This is a genomic window from Colwellia sp. 6_MG-2023 (assembly GCF_030547765.1).
Lineage (GTDB): Bacteria > Pseudomonadota > Gammaproteobacteria > Enterobacterales > Alteromonadaceae > Colwellia.
The window spans coordinates 151,372-170,292 of sequence record NZ_JAUOPP010000006.1; the positions used below are offsets into that span (position 1 = coordinate 151,372).

Genomic DNA, 18,921 nt, shown 5'->3' on the forward strand with positions numbered 1-18,921 from the left:
AATAAAAAACAAATAGGAAATATTATGTTTTCATTAACAGGTAAAATAGCCCTTGTTACAGGTGCTAGTCGTGGTATTGGCAAAGCAATAGCGACACAATTACAAGCGTTAGGGGCTACGGTTGTAGGAACAGCGACGTCAGAACATGGCGCAGAAAGAATTTCAGAATATTTAGGTGAGGGCAATGGCCTCGTATTAAATGTGACGAGTGATGATTCTATTACCGAACTATTTTCAGCGATTAAAGACGCACATGGTAGTATTGATATTTTAGTTAATAATGCCGGTATCACGCGCGATAATCTATTTATGCGTATGAAAGATGATGAATGGCAAGATATAATTGATACTAACTTAACTTCTGTGTTTAAGGTAAGTAAAGCTGCGATTCGTCCTATGATGAAAAAACGTAATGGCCGAATCATTAATATTGGCTCTGTAGTGGGCTCAATGGGTAATGCAGGGCAAGTAAACTACGCAACAGCTAAAGCGGGTTTATTAGGTTTTACTAAGTCTTTGGCACGTGAGGTTGCTTCTCGTGGCATAACAGTTAATACTATTGCGCCAGGTTTTATCGATACAGATATGACACAAACGTTAACTGATGAACAAAAAGAGGGGATTTTCTCACAAGTTCCAGCTAATCGTTTAGGTAAACCTGAAGAAATTGCGAGCACTGTCGCCTTTTTAGCGTCAGATACAGCCGCATATATCACTGGCGAAACGATTCATGTTAACGGTGGTATGTATATGGTGTAACCCTTAAATATAAAGGGCTACATTGTTTCGTATCACTATTTTAGTGTAGTAAACAGGTTCGACCACCTAAAAAAATAAAGCTATAGGCTTGCATGGCAGGGCTTTGGCGAATACACTACACGCAATTTGATAAATTACACTTTCAGTAAGTAAAGGAAAAAAAATGAGTACTATCGAAGAACGCGTTAAAAAAATCACTATTGAACAACTAGGTGTTAGTGAAGCAGAAGTTAAAACTGATTCATCTTTCGTTGATGATTTAGGTGCTGATTCATTAGACACAGTAGAATTAGTTATGGCGTTGGAAGAAGAATTTGATACTGAAATTCCTGACGAAGAAGCTGAAAAAATCACTACTGTTCAAGCGGCAATCGATTACGTTAACGCTAATCAGTAATTGTTAACTAGTTATTACTAGTTAATTGTAAAAATGTAATTGAAAAAAAGGCGGTATACTTATCATTTAAGTGACCGCTTTTTTTGTATCTCCTATTTCATAATTAAGAGGTAGAACACAATGAGACGTGTTGTTGTTACCGGTCTTGGTATGCTTAGCCCACTAGGCAATACCCCTGAACAAACCTGGGAAAACTTATTACTTGGTAAAAGTGGTATTCGTAATATTGATCATTTCGATACAACTGAGTATTCAACTAAGTTTGCAGGTTTAGTTAACGATTTTGACGCGCAAAACTATATGGAAAAAAAAGAAGCCAAAAAAATGGATCTTTTTATTCAATATGGTGTTGCCGCAGGCGTTCAAGCAATCCAAGATTCTGGCATTGAAGTTAATGAACAAAACTCACCTCGTATCGGTGTAGCTATTGGCTCTGGTATTGGCGGGTTAGGCCTAATAGAACAAAATCATGAAAAAATGGTAAAAACAGGTAGTCCGAAAAGACTTTCGCCGTTTTTTGTGCCTTCTACAATCATTAACATGATTTCAGGTAATTTATCTATCATGTTTGGTTTGCAAGGACCTAATATTTCTATTACTACAGCCTGTACTAGTGGCGTGCACAATATTGGTCATGCAGCTCGCATGATTGCATACGGTGATGCTGATGTTATGGTGGCTGGTGGTGCTGAAAAAGCATCTACCACATTAGGAATGGGCGGTTTTGGTGCAGCACGTGCTTTATCTAGACGTAATGATGACCCTCAATCGGCTTCACGTCCTTGGGATAAAGATCGTGATGGTTTTGTTTTAGGTGATGGTGCCGGTGTTGTTGTTGTTGAAGAATATGAACATGCCAAAGCACGTGGCGCAAAAATTTATGCTGAGTTAGTTGGTTTTGGTATGAGTGGTGATGCTTATCATATGACATCACCTCCAGCAGATGGTGCTGGTGCAGCACGTGCGATGGAAAATGCCTTAAATGACGCTAAAATAAATGCTAATCAAATTGGTTATATTAATGCGCATGGTACTTCAACGCCTGCAGGTGATATCGCTGAAACTAATGCCGTAAAATCAATTTTTGGTGCCGATGCATATAATGTATTAATGGGATCAACTAAATCGATGACTGGGCATTTATTAGGTGCTGCTGGTGCCGTTGAAAGTATCTTTAGTATTCAAGCATTAGCGAGCTCTTGTGTTCCTCCAACAATTAATTTAGATAATCCAGGTGAAGGTTGTGATTTAGATTATATTCGCGGCTCAGCTCGTGATATTAATTTAGATTATGTTTTGTGTAATTCATTTGGTTTTGGTGGTACAAATGGGTCATTAATATTTAAAAAATATAATAATTGAAGTGACTTGTAACTAAAGCTTGAAATCAATTTATTAAGCCTGAATACTTAGCATATATGTGTAAGTTCTCAGGCTTTTTTAATTTAGTTTTAACCTGTTTTATCTATATAGTGAACCGACAATGAAATTATGTTTAGTTAATGGAATACAACAAAATCATATTGATATTGAAAGTCGTGGTCTTGCTTATGGGGATGGCCTGTTTACTACGGCAAAAGTCATTCATGGTAAAGTAGAATACTTAACACAGCATGTAGAACGTTTAACTTCTGGTTGTGAAAAACTGGGGTTCTCATCTCCTTCATCAGACGAATTAACACAACAATTAGCTGCTATAGCAAAAAACTATCCATTAGCTGTGCTCAAAGTTATTATTGCAGCAAGTAGTGGTGGGCGAGGTTATGCGCGCTCATCAAACAATCATCATGATCTGATCATTATGATCCATGATTATCCGATACATTATGATAATTTGATTCATAGCGGCATTAATTTAGGGCTCAGTAAGCAACAAATAGGTATTAATCCTATGTTAGGTGGTTTGAAGCATTTAAACCGTCTCGAACAAGTTTTATTAAGGCAAGAGTTATCTTTGAGTAATGTGGATGACTTGGTGGTGACAAATATAAATAATGACGTGATAGAAGCAACTAGTGCTAATCTATTTATTTTCTTAAATGACACATTATATACGCCAGACGTTAGTCAAAGTGGTGTAAATGGTATTATGCGTCAAACTATATTGCGCCATTACCCTGAAACCATTATTAAAGCTATTTCTCTAGAGGAGGTTGCTCAAGCACAGGCAATATTTGTGTGTAATTGTGTTATGGGCGTCATGCCTGTGAATAATTATAACGGGCAGGTATTATCATTAGACTTACCCTTAGCAATAGCACTAACTATCCGTAATGGTATTAACCGTGAGCAATAAATTATTAATAGGTTTTTAATGAAAAAAATACTTTATGTTTGTATTGGTAGCGCGATTATATTTATTCTTGGCTTTTTTCTTTTATTAGAAAAAGAAATGAATAAGCCTTTACCAATTACACAGCATCAATTAATTACTATTGAACAAGGTAGTTCTGTTGCTTCATTTTCAAAGGCATTAGAGAGCAAAGGTTGGATAGATAATCGTTTTTGGCTTAGAGTCTACGCACGTTTACAACCTAACAAAACCATTATAAAAGTTGGCACTTATCAAATTTTGCCTAACTCAAGTTTGCAAAATATTCTGACATTAATCACTAGTGCAAACGAGCATCAATTTAAATTCACTATTGTTGAAGGCACAACGTTTAAAGAGCTATTGACTCAATTAGGTAATCATTCAGAGTTAATGCATACTGTAGAGTCATTAAGTATTGAACAAATATCGCAACGATTAAATATAGAACAAGCTAATCCTGAAGGGTGGTTTCTCCCTGAAACTTATGCTTTTACTAAAGGTACAGAAGATCTTCAGATTTTAAAACGTGCTCATGCGTCGATGCAAAACACCTTAAGCAAGCTTTGGCAAGCGCGTGCAGTCGGTTTACCTTATGAATCGCCATATGAAGCCTTAATTATGGCATCAATTATTGAAAAAGAGACCAGTCATATACCCGAACAGCCTTTGATCGCCTCGGTCTTTATGAATCGGTTAGCGAAAAAAATGCGATTACAAACCGATCCTACGGTTATTTATGGCTTAGGTGAACGTTATAAGGGAGACATTACTAAGGCGCATTTAAGAGAGAAAACAGCTTATAACACTTATCGTATAAATGGTTTACCACCAAGTCCTATAGCAATGCCGGGGTTATCAGCTATTAAAGCAGCACTTAATCCCCAAGAGAGTGATTATTACTACTTTGTTAGCGAAGGGAATGGAAAACATGTTTTTAGCCGAACGCTAGCGGAGCATAACAGTGCCGTTAGAGATTATTTGAAACAGCTAAGAGCAAAACAGTAAGCGCAAAAAAATAAGCGTAATTTTGAGCCTGTAACAGCTTTTCTTTACTATATTGCTTATTACGTTGCTTATGGCATAGTTTACTCGAAGGATAATTACCTGTCCGTTCATCAAAAATGCATTTAACAGACGTCAATTGGCAAGAATATGCTTATTAATGTCATTTTTTGTGGGGTACTCCCGTCAGTTAACGACATCCGATTTACTTTATATCAAATGAATAGTAAATATTCGCCGAGTTTTCTAAACCAGAAACAGCTTCAACCCATAAACGACTATAGATATAAAACCTAACCGTCAGCTCTTTAATTGGTTCAGTTACGCCTACGCCGTATTTCACATAAACTTGATCACCTAAATATCCGGCAATAGAAGCTTGTTCATCGTCTCCGTCAATTTCAAGTTTATTGAGCAAGGGTAGCTTTTCTATTTGAGTTAGTACACCCGAAAAGTTTGTTATTGCCGTTCCTAAGGCCACACCTATTGCAGCATTACTATTATTCGTTTTAGCATCTAAGCCTCGGCCTCTAACTAAATATGATAAGGCTTCTGATTGCTGCATAGTAGGTTTTGAAAACAGTGTAATATGTAAACTATTCGCTAAACCTTTAGCATCAATGCCAACAATGATGTCTTCTTTTTCAATACTACGTGTCGCTTGCATTGAGACATAAGGCGTATTGGCTGGGCCATTAAAAGATATATTCCCTTTTGTGATTGATAAGTCTTGTCCATAAGCTCGATAACGACCTTCTGGAATTTTTAAACTACCAAATAACTGTAAAGGTTGTTGCGGTTGCTGACTTACTTGTAATTCACCACCGAGGCGTCCAACAAACCCTTGCCCTTCAATTTGGAAAGCGTCAGCGATAACAACACGAACGTTTGTTAAAATATTAAAAGGTTTCTCAAGGGTGACTTGCTCACCATCATCATTAACAATGATGACATCTTTGCTTAAGCTAACGCTGCCTTGAGGCAACTTGTTGATGGCTAACTTTCCTTTAAGCACTTCTATGCGACCCGATAACTTAAGCTCTGAGGCATTTATTTGTGCATTAAGGTGAGGAGAAATGGTTAATGCTAGATCTGGGGGAACAGAAAAACTTATGGCTTCGCCATCAAGATTAAAGTTACCTTGTAATTCATTTTGCCAATCAGCATCACCGGTAAGGTTTGCAGTTACTTTATTAACATCAACACCACCTGAAACAATGGCTTGTTGTCCTTTGAAGTCAAAAGCCATATTAATGTTTTCTAGCGTATTCATATTGCTTGCAATTTTTATTTTTCCATCGGTTAATTTCATTTCGCCATTTATAATAGGTTTATCTAACATCCCATTGACTGTGATATTAGTATTTAATATTCCGTCTAATGAAGAGAGCTCGGGAACAAAAACTTGTATTGGCGAAAGGTTAAAATTATTAATGGTAATATGGCTATCTTTAATCCTGTTATCAGTTAACGAAATGGACGTACTTGCATTTAATAATTCAGTATTATCAACAGCGGTCGACAAGGTCATGTTTCCTTTTATACTGTTGTCGTTCATTTGTAAATTTAATTTGCCTTGTTCCCATTCGAGCAACTTATGTAATTCATTTTCTTTATTTATTTGTAGTAGCCCGGCATTAATCAGTAATTGTGCATCAATAGATGGGGTAGCATCTGGTTGCCAGCGAATAGAAATATTGCCATTTATGGTATTATCAAAGCGAAATTCTTCAGGTATAAAAGGTTTTAACAGTGCCGTATCTAACTGAAGTGCTACCGTCAAATCTCCCTTAGTCAAATTTAAAACAGTATTATCGTTTAAACATAATTGCGACAAACTTCCTAACCAGCAATGTTGATTAACGGCTAGCGTATTTAGTTTATTATTATAAAGCAGATGAATAGGCTGACTTGATTTGAATACTTGTTCACCTAAAGAAAAAATAGTATTAGCTGCTTGTATCGTTAATTGCTGATCTGTAGGGGAATATTGACTGTCGAGTGATAAATTAAGTGATGAATCGCCAAGCCAGGCTAAATTAATTTGTTGTTGTGCTAAGTCACCATTACTTGAAAAGCTCACCTCTTTAATTGTGTGTTTATTTAAGTTCATTAGCATACTGGTAAACGCCACTTTATGTTCATGATTATTCAAAGGGCGATAGGTGGCATTAAAATGAATGGCATCACTTGAAAAGTTTGCCATAACGAGTTTTTCAATCTCACCTTGTAAAGTTATTTCAGGATCTTGAATAGGTCCCGAAATATCAATTGTTGAACGTAAGCTACTTTCAATATCTTTTAACCATAAGTTGGCACTGTCAACATTTACTCGTCCATTAACGTGCCAATTTTCATCGCTATAGCCGTTAAGGTTAAGTGCTATATCACCATAATCAATAAACACCTTACTTGGTGCTAATTTACCTTGATGGTTAAGTTCAATGTTAGCTTCAGCCAAAAGCTTTATATTATTAATTTGTCCTGTAAGCTTGGAATTTACTAAACTTAATGCCCATTCATCACCATGCCAAAAACCTTTACTGGCAATATTACCCTGTACACGTCCGGATAAACGTTTGTCGATATTGGGCAAAGTAAAGCCTGAGGTATCAAGGTTGATATCCCAAGATAATTTGTCTCCTAACTGTAATTCGCCTACTAAATTTAGTTCATTATCTGCGTTGAAATCTTTTAGATAAAAAGTATTTATCTTAAGCAGATCTTTCTGCAAGTTTGCACTTAATTCAACGGCGACATTTTGATAACCAAACCCACTGAATTCACTGTTAAATTCGATTGTCTGTTGATTAAGATCACCTTGACTTTGCAATACAAACATTGCAGGGGTAATGACTTGGGTAATATCACTAGGTAACGTATATTGCATTACCTGGGTGGTTAATTCATAAGGTAAGTTAGCATCGGTTAGATCTATTTTTACATCAGCGGTTAATGCTAAGGTTCCTTCGCTACTTACTGTTATAGCTAAATGAGATAGGTTTCCTTGGAGTAACGTTTGTTGTCTAGAATCATTTAACTCAGGTACTATTTCGTTGTCCTTAATTGTGTTTTCCACTGTTATATCAACATTATAAGGTGGAACAAAATCAAGCTTACCTTTTAAAGAAAAAGATCCCATTTTTTGAATGTTTGATGACAGTGTGTCAATAGTGAGTTTTGTTTTAAACCAAGATAAGCGTGCTACTGCATTTTCTATATGTACTAACGTTTCCTCATCACCAGTAGTTATTAACTCATTAACAATAAGCTCTTTAACGGTAAATGACTTTACATTAAATTTGAAAGGTAAATATACCTTTGGTAACGAAGCCAAAGGCCAAGCTGTTTTAGTGGTATTAGCTGGAACAGTATCTGATCTAACTAAGGTTATATGTGCAGCAGCCAGGCTGAATTTTTCTATTGTTAGCGCCGCGTCATTGATTTCTAAAATACTCGAGAAATCAGTTAACTTTACCTGTAGGTTTGGATTTTCTATTTGAGCTCTTGCTAAATTGAACTGTTTCACTTTAATGGAAAAAGGTAAGGTGAAAATAGGCGGAATAATAATTTCTGCCATAAGTTGATCTGATGACGTGGCGCTATTTTCATTTAAAAGTACTTGCACAGACGCAAGACTCAGTTCATCAATGCATACTTGTTTTTTCCAAAGACAGCGTAAATTTAATGTTAAACGTATGTCTGTTGCATTAACCTCCATTTGCTCATTGTTAATGGCTAAGTGGCTTAACTGTAAATCTTTTAAAAATGCACCGCTGCGATATTTAACTTGTATAGGAGAAATATCGCCAACAAAATAAAGGGTTAGTTGAGCTCCCAAAGGTGTTGAAAGTAATATGGCGAATAAACAGAGTATTCCCGTAAATATTGTAGTCAAGTAGAAGCTAATACGTTTATAAATCATAGTTCTGCGCCAATGCTAAAGTGAATGCGCCATGACGACTCATCTTCACTTAATGGATAACCTAGGGCAAATCGGATGGGGCCAATAGGAGAAATATAATGAATGCCCGTTCCAATAGAATAAACAAAGTCTAATTTGTCTTTATTATTCACACTACCGCCATCGGTGAACAGTGCACCTCGCCATTCGGGGGTAAAGTAGTATTGATACTCTACACTAGCAACAACCATATTCGTTCCGCCAACAACGATCTCTTCTTCAGTGTTATCTCCTTGGGTAAGCGTTATTTTAGGGCCAACCGATTGATAACCGAAACCTCTAATACTTTGATCGCCACCAGCATAAAAACGCAGTGACGGTGAAAGCTCTGCTTCTATATCATCTTTAACAATGGCATAGCCAATTTCAGCTCGGGTCACAATACGATGTTTTGGTGCTATCGATGAAATATATTTCCAACGTGCATTAAAGCGCAAAAATGAAGTTTTAGAGTCCAACTTATCATAGCTTCCCTCTATATTATAATATTGGCGGAAACCAGTACTTGGATCTAAAACTGAGCCTTGCCATTCTTTATCAGACCAAGTAAAACCAGGAATATAATATTTAGCATCATCATCTATACCATCGGTACTCCAGTCTTCAGAAAGGTGTCTAAGGTAAGGCTGGCGCAACATACTATCTTTTAGGTAAACACGACCCACTTGGAAAGAAAGGAATTTACTTGTTAAGTCTGCGAAATCATTTTCTTCTAGTAAGGCTTTTAATTGTAAAACATCATTATTAGGGTGCGATAAAGGAATACCGTAAATAAAATATCCTGTCGGATTTATTTTTGAATAAGACAACTTCGTTTCTTGTCGATGTCCATAACGGTTAACCAAGGGAGTTTTCCATACAAAAGAAAAGTTTTCTTTTGTATCTGTTGAATAACCTAGGCCTAAATCGAATTGATGTCGTGTTGCTGGCTCTAATGAAATATCAATGGGTAAAGTATGATCAATAATTTTTTCGGTATTAGGCCAAACAATTACATTACTAAAATATTGAGTTTCATCGAGTTCATTTTGTAAATTTTGCAATAAATCTTGTTGGTAATAATCTTCTTTCTTAAAAGGAATTAATGGCGCTAAAACATCAGAGTTTAGCTCGAATGGGGTAAACTTTACTTCACCAAACTGATAACGGACACCACTATCTAAATTAAGAATAATATCCGCTGTTTGTAAATCTTGATGTATTGCGATAGTCGACTTAGTAAATTTAATATCGAAATAGCCACGCTCTAATCCAAGCGAGGTTAAGTCTTCTTTAAATTTTTCGTATTTTCCATGATGCAGCACATCCCCGGTTAGTATCGGAATATTGTTAACTATTGCTGAAAAAGCGGAATCTTTATTTGCATCACCAACAATATTAAGCTGTAATTTTTTTATTCGTGTTGGTTCATTTAACACGATATTAAAAGTTAGTGTCCAAACATCTTTGTCGGTAGCTTTATTAATTACATTGGTTACTACTGCACGGTAATACCCTAAAGCATTGAGTGCATTGGTAACCTTTTTTTTCGCAGTAAATATAAATGCAGCTCGCTCATTACTCTCTTTGGGTAATTTGCCTAAATAGGCATGAATATTTTGCACAACTTCACGAGGTAGTTTATCTGGGTGTTCAACTAAAAGCGTATTTGATAAGGCGTAGGGCGAAATTAAGCATAGTGCAAAAAACAAAGACGTAGTTTTTTTCACTAGATTAAGCTTGCTAATTTTTTGCAATGTTTTTTGTCGTACTTTTGGAGCTACGCTTTGTATTGCGTTTTGAACTATGTATTGCATTTTAACGATTCAATAAACATTTTAATTATTAAAGAAGCACATAGCATAACAGTAAATGCAATATCACCATGCTAACTTTCATTACAAAAAATGTTTATATCTTTTCTTGTATGACAAGTTCATCAAGTGCTTTATGAAAATAGTTAGCGAATAATCGAACGGTTTAAATACTTATTTTAGCCGTTATTCAAATGGTTAATTAACGATTATTCTTTGTTTACGCTATCTTCAGCGCCTTTTTTTGGGGGTGCTAAAACAATATCGAAAGGTTTGCTTTGCATACCAGCGTATAAGCTAACGTGAGGAAAGGGTATTTCAATACCTTGTTCATCAAACGTTTTTTTAATATTTTGATACATTTCATTTTTAAGTGTGAGGTAGTTTTCTCTTTTTGACCAAACTGAAAATTGAATATCAACAGATGATTCTCCAAAACCAGTTAAAATAAATAAAGGTGCAGGTTCTTCTAAACAAATAACATTTTTTTCAGCAATGTTTAATAAAACACGTCTAACTCTTTCAATGTCTTCTTTATAGGCAATTCCTAATTTTAAGTCAGCTCTTCTTATAGGAAACTTAGTCAAGGTTGTGACGGCACTTTTAATCATACTCTCATTAGGTATTCGAACAAACAAGTTATCAAATGTTCTTAATTTTACTGATAATAAATCAATAGAAATAACTTCACCGGTATAACCATCGACCTTAATAACGTCACCAATAGAGAAAGGTCTTTCTATCATTAAAAACAAGCCACTTATCAAATTTGAAGCAGATGTTTGTGAGGCAAAACCAACAGCAACAGTGAAAATTCCTGCTGCGCCAAGTAAGATTGTTAGATCGATACCAATATGTTTTAAAGCAGACAATAGGAACAATATTAATACAGTATAAAAAATGGTTCTTTTTAATAAAAAAAGACCATGTGTTGTCATTTTTTTTGCGGCAAGTTTTTCAGCTGCACTACTTAATGCTTTAGCAACAAAGTAACCGACAATAAATAAAATTAATGCCTGTATTAAGGCGTACCAATGAGATGATTCAAACATATTAAAAAATTCGCTAATGACTTCCATAAACTGTTTACCCAAATAAGTTACTAATTCTGCGGATTAATCTTCCATGCTCTGAAGATATTCGTGGACTACTGATAAACGTAAGAGGTTCGAATTCAGCAGAAACATTTTTATCAATAATTAATTCAATATCCGCTGAGTCGTCTGCTATTTCAATGGTGATTCGAGATGTCCACAGTCGGTTTTTATCATCATGGTACAAATTCAAATGATTTACCGGCACATTAATTCTATTAATTGTTAATTCTTTATTGTGGCTATTAATAACCATAATGGGCGTTGTCGCTTTATGTGGATGGAGCTCTAGCTCTTCAATTTTAGTTTTTGCCGAAGTATATTTTGCATAGCATAGTTGTCCATCAATAGTAGAGCTGCCAAACCATGAGTCTGATGGTCGCCAAAAAGGTAAATCTACCAAACATTTTCCGTTTGGAAATGTTTCAGCGTAAAACCAAATAGGCGTACTAATAAATAATTGAATTTTTTCTCCTGCAAGAAGTGTTAACGGGGATGAAGGGCGAGCAATAACGGTGCGGTCTGCTAATAAAGGAGATACCTTTATTTTTTCTGAGGTGTTTTTTTCTAAAAATCGACCGGTGATTGTCAAATTGTCTACATTAACACACGCACCGTCAGACACGACAATATCGTTATCTTCCTCTTCGCTTTCAATATTCCAGGTATTCCATTCAGCGGCTTCACGCCTAAGGACAATTGCTCGCTCACCTACGCTCCAACACTTCTGCTCTTGTAGGGCAAAAGTAAATTCCCCCCACCAATTATTGTTCTTCATAGCTCACTCATTAGATCGTAATTTAAAAAATAAAACGCCAAGTCATCTTTAATGGCCTTCATTATCGTATTTTAAATGAAAATGGTAATACCAAGAGAAAGAATCGCCATCGTATCCGCAACTTATATTAAAGAAACAAGTAAAAATCATTTATTATAAATAGGTCAGTATTATTCATTGCTGTATAACATAATGATGAAGTAAATATACAACATTATAAGCAATATAAAGCAGTAAATAGCAAATGATTAGTTGTGATCTAAGCAGGTTCAGTTAATATTTCGCATTAATACATGCTTTAAAATTAATTTTAGGGATCTGATATGTCAACTGACATTATTACTTGGTGTGCTATCGCAATTTGTATCACACATTCAGCTGTTTTTTCAGGCTTAAACCTTGCATTTTTCTCTATCAGTCGGCTTCATTTAGAAGTTGAAGTTAAAAAAGGTAACAAAGCTGCTGAAAAAGTTTTAAAGCTTAGAGATGATTCCAATTTTCTTTTATCTACCATTTTATGGGGTAATGTTGGTATTAATGTTTTATTAACTATGTTGTCAGATTCAGTGTTAACTGGCGTTAGTGCTTTTTTATTTTCAACTATCGCGATTACCATTATTGGTGAAATTACTCCGCAAGCATACTTTTCACGTAATGCTTTAAAAATGGGCAGTATTTTAGCGCCAGTTATTCGTTTTTATCAGTTTGTTTTTTATCCTGTTGCTAAACCTACTGCACTGATTCTTGATGCTTGGTTAGGAAAAGAAGGTATAACCTACTTAGAAGAAAGCGAACTTAGAAATATCATACGTCAACATATTACAGCCGAAGAAGCCGATCTTAATCAAGTAGAAGGAATCGGTGCATTAAACTTTTTTGCTTTAGATGAAATACATGTAACAGAAGAAGGTGAAATTATTGATCCTAAGTCAATCATCGCTTTACCAACTAAGTTAGATTTACCCATGATACCGCCAATAAAACAAAGCCCAGATGATCCTTTTCTGATGCAAGTTAACGAAACAAATCATAGTTGGGTCATTCTAACTAATTTAGAAGGTTATCCATTATTAATATTAGATGCCGACGGTTTATCAAGGGCTGCATTATATCAAACAGATAATTTTGACCCTTATAACTATTGTCATCGTCCTGTTGTTATCACCGATGAAACAACCCCATTAAATGAAGCAATGCTGCAAATGAAAATTAATAGATCGACCGATAAAAACTTTGATGGCGTTATAGATTATGATGTTTTACTTATTTGGGGCGAAAGTAAACGCATTATCACCGGAGCAGATATTTTTGGCTTACTGCTTAAAGGAATGTTACCGAGCACTAGGTAGCTAAGTTCATAATTTATTAAATTGTTGAGTGTTAGTATAGCTACCCGTTGTTTGTATTTACTCGGTGAATTTGAGAAAATACAGCGAATAAAGGTTACTGTAACCAATTAAAGTCAACAAGATACGTATTCAATAGGAACTATTCATTTTGAATATACTCCTTGAATATTTTAGTTGAAACATAGAGAAATTATATGAAAAAAGGTTTTATGGTTGTTTTTGATGGTAGTAATGGCGCAGGTAAAACTACCGTTATACAAAGCATTGAAAAATACCTCATTTCAAAGGGGGTTGATGTTTTACTTACCAGAGAGCCTGGTGGAACACCCATAGGTGAAAAAATTAGAGACGTTATTTTAGATCCTAAAACACCAGAAATGACTTTCATGACTGAGTTAATGCTTTTTGGTGCTGGGCGTGCACAGCATATTCAAGAAAAAATAATACCGGCGTTATCGGCAGGCAAAGTTGTTATATCTGACCGATTCGATGCGGCTACCTTTAGCTTTCAGCATTATGCGAGAGGCATTGATATAGAGACTATTACCAAAGTAAATGATTTAGCATTAAATGGTTTTAGCCCTGATATGAATATTATTTTGGACTTAGATCCTGCAGAAGGCTTGAAAAGAGTACAGAGCCGTGGAGAAGGGCTTGACCGCTTAGAAGATGAAAAGGCTGACTTTTTAATTCGTGCTCGCAATGGTTATTTAAAGCAAGCAGAGCAATCACCAGAAAAGTTTGAAGTGGTTGATGCGGCTCAATCAAAAGAAAAAGTATTATCAGATGTAATCAACATCATTGATGTTTTGCTTAGTCAGCAACAAGAAAAGCACTCTTAATATGAAACCATGGCTACTTTCTCACCAACAAATCTTTAGCAATCAGTTCCGTCGTAATATTTTGCCTCATGCTATTTTAATTAATGGTGTTACCGGATCAGGTAAACTTGAATTTGCGCAGTGGTTATTGCACTTACTAAGCTGTAAGCAACCGCAAACGGTTAATCAAACCGAGGTGTTAGTTAGTTGTGGCCAATGTAAGTCATGTTTATTATTAAAAAGCAAAACATACCCCGATCACCTGGCGCTTATTGCAGAAAAAAGTAATTTAGGGGTAGATGACGTTCGTAATGCTAATCGCTTTTTACAACAAACAGCTCATTTGGGGAAATTTAAAACGGTTTTAATTGAACATGCACAAACAATGACTCAAGCTGCCGCAAATGCCTTGTTAAAAACTCTTGAAGAGCCCAGTGATAATAGCGTTATTATTTTATTAACGAATGATATTGAAATGCTGTTACCAACCATTATTAGCCGATGTAGAGTTATTAATATTAGGCCGAAAGTAGGGCAAGCTTTACTGCAAAGTATGTCAGAGCAAGGTGTTAATATAGACGCTAAAACTGAACTGAGCAGTCCATTTATTAATTTAACTCAGTTACCTGAGTTAACCAACATCGTTATTAATGATGCTTTTCAACAGTTCAAAACATGTTATGTAAATTTTCTTGATGGGCAGCAAGTAGAACCTCAATTACTTGCACAGCTACAAAGTAATGAACATGGTTTGCGTTGGTTAGAGCAAATTACTGTCAATTTATATCGTGATCAGTTCATTCTTACGACCGAGCCTTCGAATAAATTAACATTAGACCCTGAAGTTTTGAATAACCTCTACAAAGTCATCATAAATGGGTGTAAAGTAATAAAATCATATACTCAAGCAAACAAACAGTTTGTTTATGAAAAACTTATCATGGCGATAAGTGACGTGCTTGAGCAAGCGAAAGTTAACGAGTAGGATATCGATTTTGATCCCAATTAATATTGAATTTCAATCAGAACACGATTTATATATTTCTTATATGCCCTTTTTAAAAGAAGGTGGTTTGTTTGTTCGTACCGTAGAGCCTTATGATTTAGGTGCAGAGGTTGAGCTAAATATATTATTACCTGACTCTTTAGAGCCTTCATTAATTACCGGTGAAGTGTGCTGGTTAACACCAACAGGAGCACAAAACGGAACACCTGCAGGAATTGGGGTAAGTTTTAGGGATGATCCTGACAAAGTACGTTTTCAAATTGAAAAAGCAATTGCACGACAGTTAAGTTCGTCAGAAGCAACATTAACCATGTAATAGCATAATTTTATCAATTTGTTACTAAGCCCTTTAGTTATTCTTAGGGCTTTTTTTTTTTAGTAAGTTACACCAACCTAATCAATTTAGTATTATTGGAGTTTTCCATTGTTTATAGATTCACATTGCCATTTAGACCGTTTAAATTTATCGCTTCATGGTGACAGTTTAGCGAATGTAGTACAGGCAGCAAAAGATGTAAAAGTAGATAAGCTTTTGTGTGTTAGTGTTACTTTGAAAGATTTTCCTGCCATGGCTGAACAAACTAAAGGCTTTGATAATGTAATGCTTACGTGTGGTATGCACCCATTAAATCAAGAAGATGAAGTCAATATTGATGAGTTACGCACCTTAGCCAGCGATCCTGCTGTTATTGCGGTGGGTGAAACAGGGTTAGACTATCACTACGCGCCAGAAACTAAAGCGGTACAACTAGACTCGTTTAAAAAACATATCATTGTTGCTAAAGAGCTGAATAAACCTTTAATTATTCACACACGTGCTGCTCAGCAAGATACCTTAGATTTATTACGCTCTGAAAATGCAGCAGAAGTTGGCGGTATTTTACATTGTTTTACAGAGTCTTGGGATATGGCTAAGCAAGCAATTGAACTAGGTTTTTATATTTCATTCTCCGGTATTGTTACATTTAAAAATGCGAATGAACTAAGAGAAGTTGCTAAACTTGTGCCTGATGATAGATTTTTGATTGAAACAGATTCACCATACCTTGCCCCTGTGCCACATCGAGGTAAAGAGAATCAACCAGCGTATGTAGTAGAAGTCGCTAAACACTTAGCAAGTATTCGTGGTCAATCGGTTGAAACTATTGCTAAATTATCAACCGACAACTTTAATCGCCTTTTTAAGCTATAACTTATAAAAACCAATTTTCGAAGACCTTTTTTAAAATGAAAAGCTCTTTATTAATTATCAAACGCTGGTAAATTATCGCATAGTGTAGTGATTAATAAGGAGTTGAGCATGCGCTCAAAAGGTAAGTTAATTAAATGGAATGAAGACAAGGCTTTTGGTTTTATCGCGCCTAATGGTGGTGGTGAACAGGTTTTTATTCATAAAAAGTCGTTAATCAATCGACATCGAACACCTCAAATAAATGATGTTATTACCTTTTCTTTATCAAAAGATAGGCAAGGCAGAATTTGTGCAGATCAAGCGACATTTTCGGGTGAAAAATTAAAGATAAAGGCAGCCAAAAAATGAATCGTTTTTCAATTTATTTGTCGGTTGTTTTTATTACCTCGATTATAATATTTTATCTGTTCGAATACTTTCCTCAGAAGCTTATATTCCTATATGTAGGCGCTAGTGCTATTACCTTTTTAGTTTATGCATCAGATAAGTCAAAAGCAAAGCGCAAGGTTTGGCGAACACCAGAAAGCTCTTTACATATGCTTGCCTTGATTGGTGGTTGGCCAGGCGCCGCTATAGCACAGCAAGTATTAAGGCATAAATCTCAAAAGAAAGAATTTAGAAGAGTTTTTTGGCTGACGGTATTTGTAAATTTAGCTGTATTAGTGTGGCTTTTTACACCAAAAGGGGAGACGGTGTTACAAATTCTAGGCTAATAGTATGAGTAAAATCATGAATGTAAACGAGTAAACAGATTAACGTACTGTTTTTAAATTTAGGTGAAGCTAAAGCTATCAACCCTAACATTAAAATAACTAGGGGCGAATGCTTTGAAACGTCAATAGTTCTCTTTACTAAGTTGTTATATTTTAAAGAAAAACCACTTCCTTAAGACTTTTATTTTACAAACGTTTTATCAAAATACTGAGTATTTTTCGCTATAAAAAATGAAGATACTAGGGTTATACAATAATGGGCTTCATGATATAGTTTATGGAACCAATGACACTGCTTTTATTAAATAATTTAGAGATAGCTTAAAGAAAAATTTACCGCCTTGTTCTTGCTTAGTTTAACTTGAAAGATTCGTAGATATTAGGAATACTCAATATGGAAAACTTAAAGACAGATGTTGTTATTATTGGTGCCGGCCCTGTAGGAATATTTCAAATATTTGAATTAGGTTTACAAGGTCTGAAAGCTATTGTTGTTGATAGCGTTCCTGAAATAGGAGGCCAGTGTTCACAACTTTACCCAGACAAACCTATTTATGATATTCCCGCTATTCCTGTCGCTTCCGCGCAGTCGATAATTGAGGCGTTAGAAAAGCAAGCCTCACCATTTAATCCAGAATATTTGTTATCTCAAAAGGTTATAGAGATACATAAAGAAAGAGATGATTTGTTTTTTGTTAAAACGGATAGAGATGTTTTAATCGAATGTAGAGCAGTAATTATTGCCGCAGGCAGTGGTGCTTTCGAACCTGTTCGTTTAAAAGTTAAGGGGATTGAGGCATTTGAAGATCGCCAACTTTTTTATAGAGTAAAAGATAAAAATGCCTTTAAAGATAAAAATGTTGTGGTATTAGGTGGTGGTGATAGTGCATTTGATTGGGCACTGACATTACAACCTATAGCACAAAGTGTTTTGATGATTCATCGAAGTACTAATTTTAGAGCCTCAGAAGCGAGTATTAATAAAATGGAGCAGTTATGCACAAATTATGAAATGCAATTTTTATGTGGACAAGTGGTTGATTATAAAAAAGAGGGAGACTCACTAAGTAAGCTTATAATTCAATCTTCAGGTATAAAAAGAACCGTTGATGTTGATTCTTTACTTGTTATGTTTGGTTTATCACCCAAAATTGGTCCCATAGCTGACTGGAATCTTGAAATGAACCGTCATCAAATTTGTGTAGATACGGAAAAGTTTCAAACGTCTATTACGGGTATATATGCTGTCGGCGATATAAATTATTATCCAGGTAAAAGAAATTTAATTTTAAGTGGCTTTCATGAATCAGCATTAGCCGCTTTTGCTATTAAGCAGTCAATGGATACTACAAAACGTGTTGCGACACTGTATACAACCACAAGCCCTATTTTACAAAAATTGCTTAACTCTTAAAGTATGTGTTGTGACATATTTTTTTAAAATTAAAATTAAAATTAAAATTAAAATTAAAATTAAGATTAAGGTTAAGATTAAGATTGAGATTGATAGTTACTTCAATAGTTAACATGGTATTGTAAATTCAATCATGACCATCAAAAGCGATACGGCTTATACCACCTCTATTAAGTTTGTGATCTTGTTGTGCGAAGGAAAAATAAATCAAGATAAGACGCTTGATTGAGCAATAGCTGGCTATTGTGATTGAAAGCAACGCAACCTTGGCTTATTTTAACCAGCACAAGTGGGCAATAATTTAATAGCATTGGGATTATTATAA

The 18,921-nt window shown here is 35.3% G+C and carries 17 protein-coding genes; 13 read left to right on the plus strand and 4 right to left on the minus strand.

Going from position 1 to position 18,921, the window contains the following annotated elements; genetic code table 11:
- The first annotated feature begins 24 nt into the window (after positions 1 to 24).
- The 5 genes from fabG (at position 25) to mltG (ending at position 4,475) form a co-directional block, all read left to right on the plus strand.
- Entirely contained in the window at positions 25 to 759 is a 735-nt protein-coding gene (fabG, locus tag Q4503_RS06010; RefSeq protein ID WP_215972475.1) for a 3-oxoacyl-ACP reductase FabG, read from the plus strand.
- A 163-nt stretch (positions 760 to 922) separates the two neighbouring features.
- On the plus strand, positions 923 to 1,156 hold the full coding sequence (acpP, locus tag Q4503_RS06015; RefSeq protein WP_159820781.1) for an acyl carrier protein: 234 nt from the start codon (positions 923 to 925) through the stop codon (positions 1,154 to 1,156).
- Positions 1,157 to 1,276: 120 nt separating this feature from the next.
- Positions 1,277 to 2,518 (plus strand): beta-ketoacyl-ACP synthase II, encoded by a 1,242-nt coding sequence (gene fabF / locus Q4503_RS06020; protein ID WP_303601686.1) that lies wholly within the window; start codon positions 1,277 to 1,279, stop codon positions 2,516 to 2,518.
- A 121-nt stretch (positions 2,519 to 2,639) separates the two neighbouring features.
- The gene (gene pabC, locus Q4503_RS06025) at positions 2,640 to 3,452 is read left to right on the plus strand and encodes an aminodeoxychorismate lyase (RefSeq protein ID WP_215972477.1); all 813 of its coding nucleotides are present in this window, start codon (positions 2,640 to 2,642) and stop codon (positions 3,450 to 3,452) included.
- Between the two features lie 18 nt (positions 3,453 to 3,470).
- Entirely contained in the window at positions 3,471 to 4,475 is a 1,005-nt protein-coding gene (gene mltG, locus Q4503_RS06030) for an endolytic transglycosylase MltG (protein WP_303601687.1), read from the plus strand.
- Positions 4,476 to 4,677: 202 nt separating this feature from the next.
- Here mltG and Q4503_RS06035 read toward each other — a convergent pair whose 3' ends face one another.
- The 4 genes from Q4503_RS06035 to Q4503_RS06050 form a co-directional block, all read right to left on the minus strand.
- Positions 4,678 to 8,397, minus strand: a complete 3,720-nt coding sequence (locus Q4503_RS06035) for a translocation/assembly module TamB domain-containing protein (protein ID WP_303601688.1) — start codon at positions 8,395 to 8,397, stop codon at positions 4,678 to 4,680.
- Positions 8,394 to 10,232 carry an autotransporter assembly complex family protein gene (locus Q4503_RS06040; protein WP_303601689.1) on the minus strand — a complete coding sequence of 613 codons (1,839 nt, stop codon included), beginning with the start codon at positions 10,230 to 10,232 and terminating at the stop codon, positions 8,394 to 8,396. Before Q4503_RS06040 ends, Q4503_RS06035 begins: the two co-directional genes overlap by 4 nt.
- 206 nt (positions 10,233 to 10,438) lie before the next feature.
- Entirely contained in the window at positions 10,439 to 11,308 is an 870-nt protein-coding gene (locus Q4503_RS06045; RefSeq protein ID WP_303601690.1) for a mechanosensitive ion channel family protein, read from the minus strand.
- A gap of 7 nt (positions 11,309 to 11,315) precedes the next feature.
- Complete coding sequence (locus tag Q4503_RS06050) at positions 11,316 to 12,101, minus strand: hypothetical protein (RefSeq protein ID WP_215972482.1); 786 nt, start codon at positions 12,099 to 12,101, stop codon at positions 11,316 to 11,318.
- Between the two features lie 323 nt (positions 12,102 to 12,424).
- On the opposite strand from Q4503_RS06050, the gene Q4503_RS06055 reads away from it, so the two are divergent.
- The 8 genes from Q4503_RS06055 to Q4503_RS06090 all read left to right on the plus strand — a co-directional run bounded on the left by Q4503_RS06055 (position 12,425) and on the right by Q4503_RS06090 (position 18,596).
- Complete coding sequence (locus Q4503_RS06055; RefSeq protein ID WP_215972483.1) at positions 12,425 to 13,450, plus strand: DUF21 domain-containing protein; 1,026 nt, start codon at positions 12,425 to 12,427, stop codon at positions 13,448 to 13,450.
- 194 nt (positions 13,451 to 13,644) lie between these two features.
- The gene (gene tmk, locus Q4503_RS06060) at positions 13,645 to 14,292 is read left to right on the plus strand and encodes a dTMP kinase (RefSeq protein WP_303601691.1); all 648 of its coding nucleotides are present in this window, start codon (positions 13,645 to 13,647) and stop codon (positions 14,290 to 14,292) included.
- 1 nt (position 14,293) lies between these two features.
- Positions 14,294 to 15,256, plus strand: a complete 963-nt coding sequence (locus Q4503_RS06065) for a DNA polymerase III subunit (RefSeq protein WP_303601692.1) — start codon at positions 14,294 to 14,296, stop codon at positions 15,254 to 15,256.
- A gap of 10 nt (positions 15,257 to 15,266) precedes the next feature.
- Positions 15,267 to 15,593, plus strand: coding sequence for a PilZ domain-containing protein (locus Q4503_RS06070; RefSeq protein WP_215972486.1), 327 nt, complete (start codon positions 15,267 to 15,269; stop codon positions 15,591 to 15,593).
- A 108-nt stretch (positions 15,594 to 15,701) separates the two neighbouring features.
- Positions 15,702 to 16,469, plus strand: coding sequence for a TatD family hydrolase (locus Q4503_RS06075; protein ID WP_159820768.1), 768 nt, complete (start codon positions 15,702 to 15,704; stop codon positions 16,467 to 16,469).
- A 108-nt stretch (positions 16,470 to 16,577) separates the two neighbouring features.
- Entirely contained in the window at positions 16,578 to 16,817 is a 240-nt protein-coding gene (locus Q4503_RS06080; RefSeq protein ID WP_303601693.1) for a cold-shock protein, read from the plus strand.
- Positions 16,814 to 17,182 (plus strand): DUF1294 domain-containing protein, encoded by a 369-nt coding sequence (locus Q4503_RS06085; protein ID WP_303601694.1) that lies wholly within the window; start codon positions 16,814 to 16,816, stop codon positions 17,180 to 17,182. The genes Q4503_RS06080 and Q4503_RS06085 overlap by 4 nt, the downstream gene beginning before the upstream one ends.
- A 394-nt stretch (positions 17,183 to 17,576) precedes the next feature.
- Positions 17,577 to 18,596 carry an NAD(P)/FAD-dependent oxidoreductase gene (locus Q4503_RS06090; protein WP_303601695.1) on the plus strand — a complete coding sequence of 340 codons (1,020 nt, stop codon included), beginning with the start codon at positions 17,577 to 17,579 and terminating at the stop codon, positions 18,594 to 18,596.
- The last annotated feature ends 325 nt before the right edge of the window (positions 18,597 to 18,921 follow it).

Excerpts from the sequence above, each read along its gene's own strand:
- fabG (WP_215972475.1), top strand. The coding sequence starts at position 25 with ATGTTTTCATTAACAGGTAAAATAGCCCTTGTTACAGGTGCTAGTCGT.
- acpP (WP_159820781.1), top strand. The coding sequence starts at position 923 with ATGAGTACTATCGAAGAACGCGTTAAAAAAATCACTATTGAACAACTA.
- fabF (WP_303601686.1), top strand. The coding sequence starts at position 1,277 with ATGAGACGTGTTGTTGTTACCGGTCTTGGTATGCTTAGCCCACTAGGC.
- pabC (WP_215972477.1), top strand. The coding sequence starts at position 2,640 with ATGAAATTATGTTTAGTTAATGGAATACAACAAAATCATATTGATATT.
- mltG (WP_303601687.1), top strand. The coding sequence starts at position 3,471 with ATGAAAAAAATACTTTATGTTTGTATTGGTAGCGCGATTATATTTATT.
- Q4503_RS06035 (WP_303601688.1), bottom strand. The coding sequence starts at position 8,397 with ATGATTTATAAACGTATTAGCTTCTACTTGACTACAATATTTACGGGA.
- Q4503_RS06040 (WP_303601689.1), bottom strand. The coding sequence starts at position 10,232 with ATGCAATACATAGTTCAAAACGCAATACAAAGCGTAGCTCCAAAAGTA.
- Q4503_RS06045 (WP_303601690.1), bottom strand. The coding sequence starts at position 11,308 with ATGGAAGTCATTAGCGAATTTTTTAATATGTTTGAATCATCTCATTGG.
- Q4503_RS06050 (WP_215972482.1), bottom strand. The coding sequence starts at position 12,101 with ATGAAGAACAATAATTGGTGGGGGGAATTTACTTTTGCCCTACAAGAG.
- Q4503_RS06055 (WP_215972483.1), top strand. The coding sequence starts at position 12,425 with ATGTCAACTGACATTATTACTTGGTGTGCTATCGCAATTTGTATCACA.
- tmk (WP_303601691.1), top strand. The coding sequence starts at position 13,645 with ATGAAAAAAGGTTTTATGGTTGTTTTTGATGGTAGTAATGGCGCAGGT.
- Q4503_RS06065 (WP_303601692.1), top strand. The coding sequence starts at position 14,294 with ATGAAACCATGGCTACTTTCTCACCAACAAATCTTTAGCAATCAGTTC.
- Q4503_RS06080 (WP_303601693.1), top strand. The coding sequence starts at position 16,578 with ATGCGCTCAAAAGGTAAGTTAATTAAATGGAATGAAGACAAGGCTTTT.
- Q4503_RS06085 (WP_303601694.1), top strand. The coding sequence starts at position 16,814 with ATGAATCGTTTTTCAATTTATTTGTCGGTTGTTTTTATTACCTCGATT.
- Q4503_RS06090 (WP_303601695.1), top strand. The coding sequence starts at position 17,577 with ATGGAAAACTTAAAGACAGATGTTGTTATTATTGGTGCCGGCCCTGTA.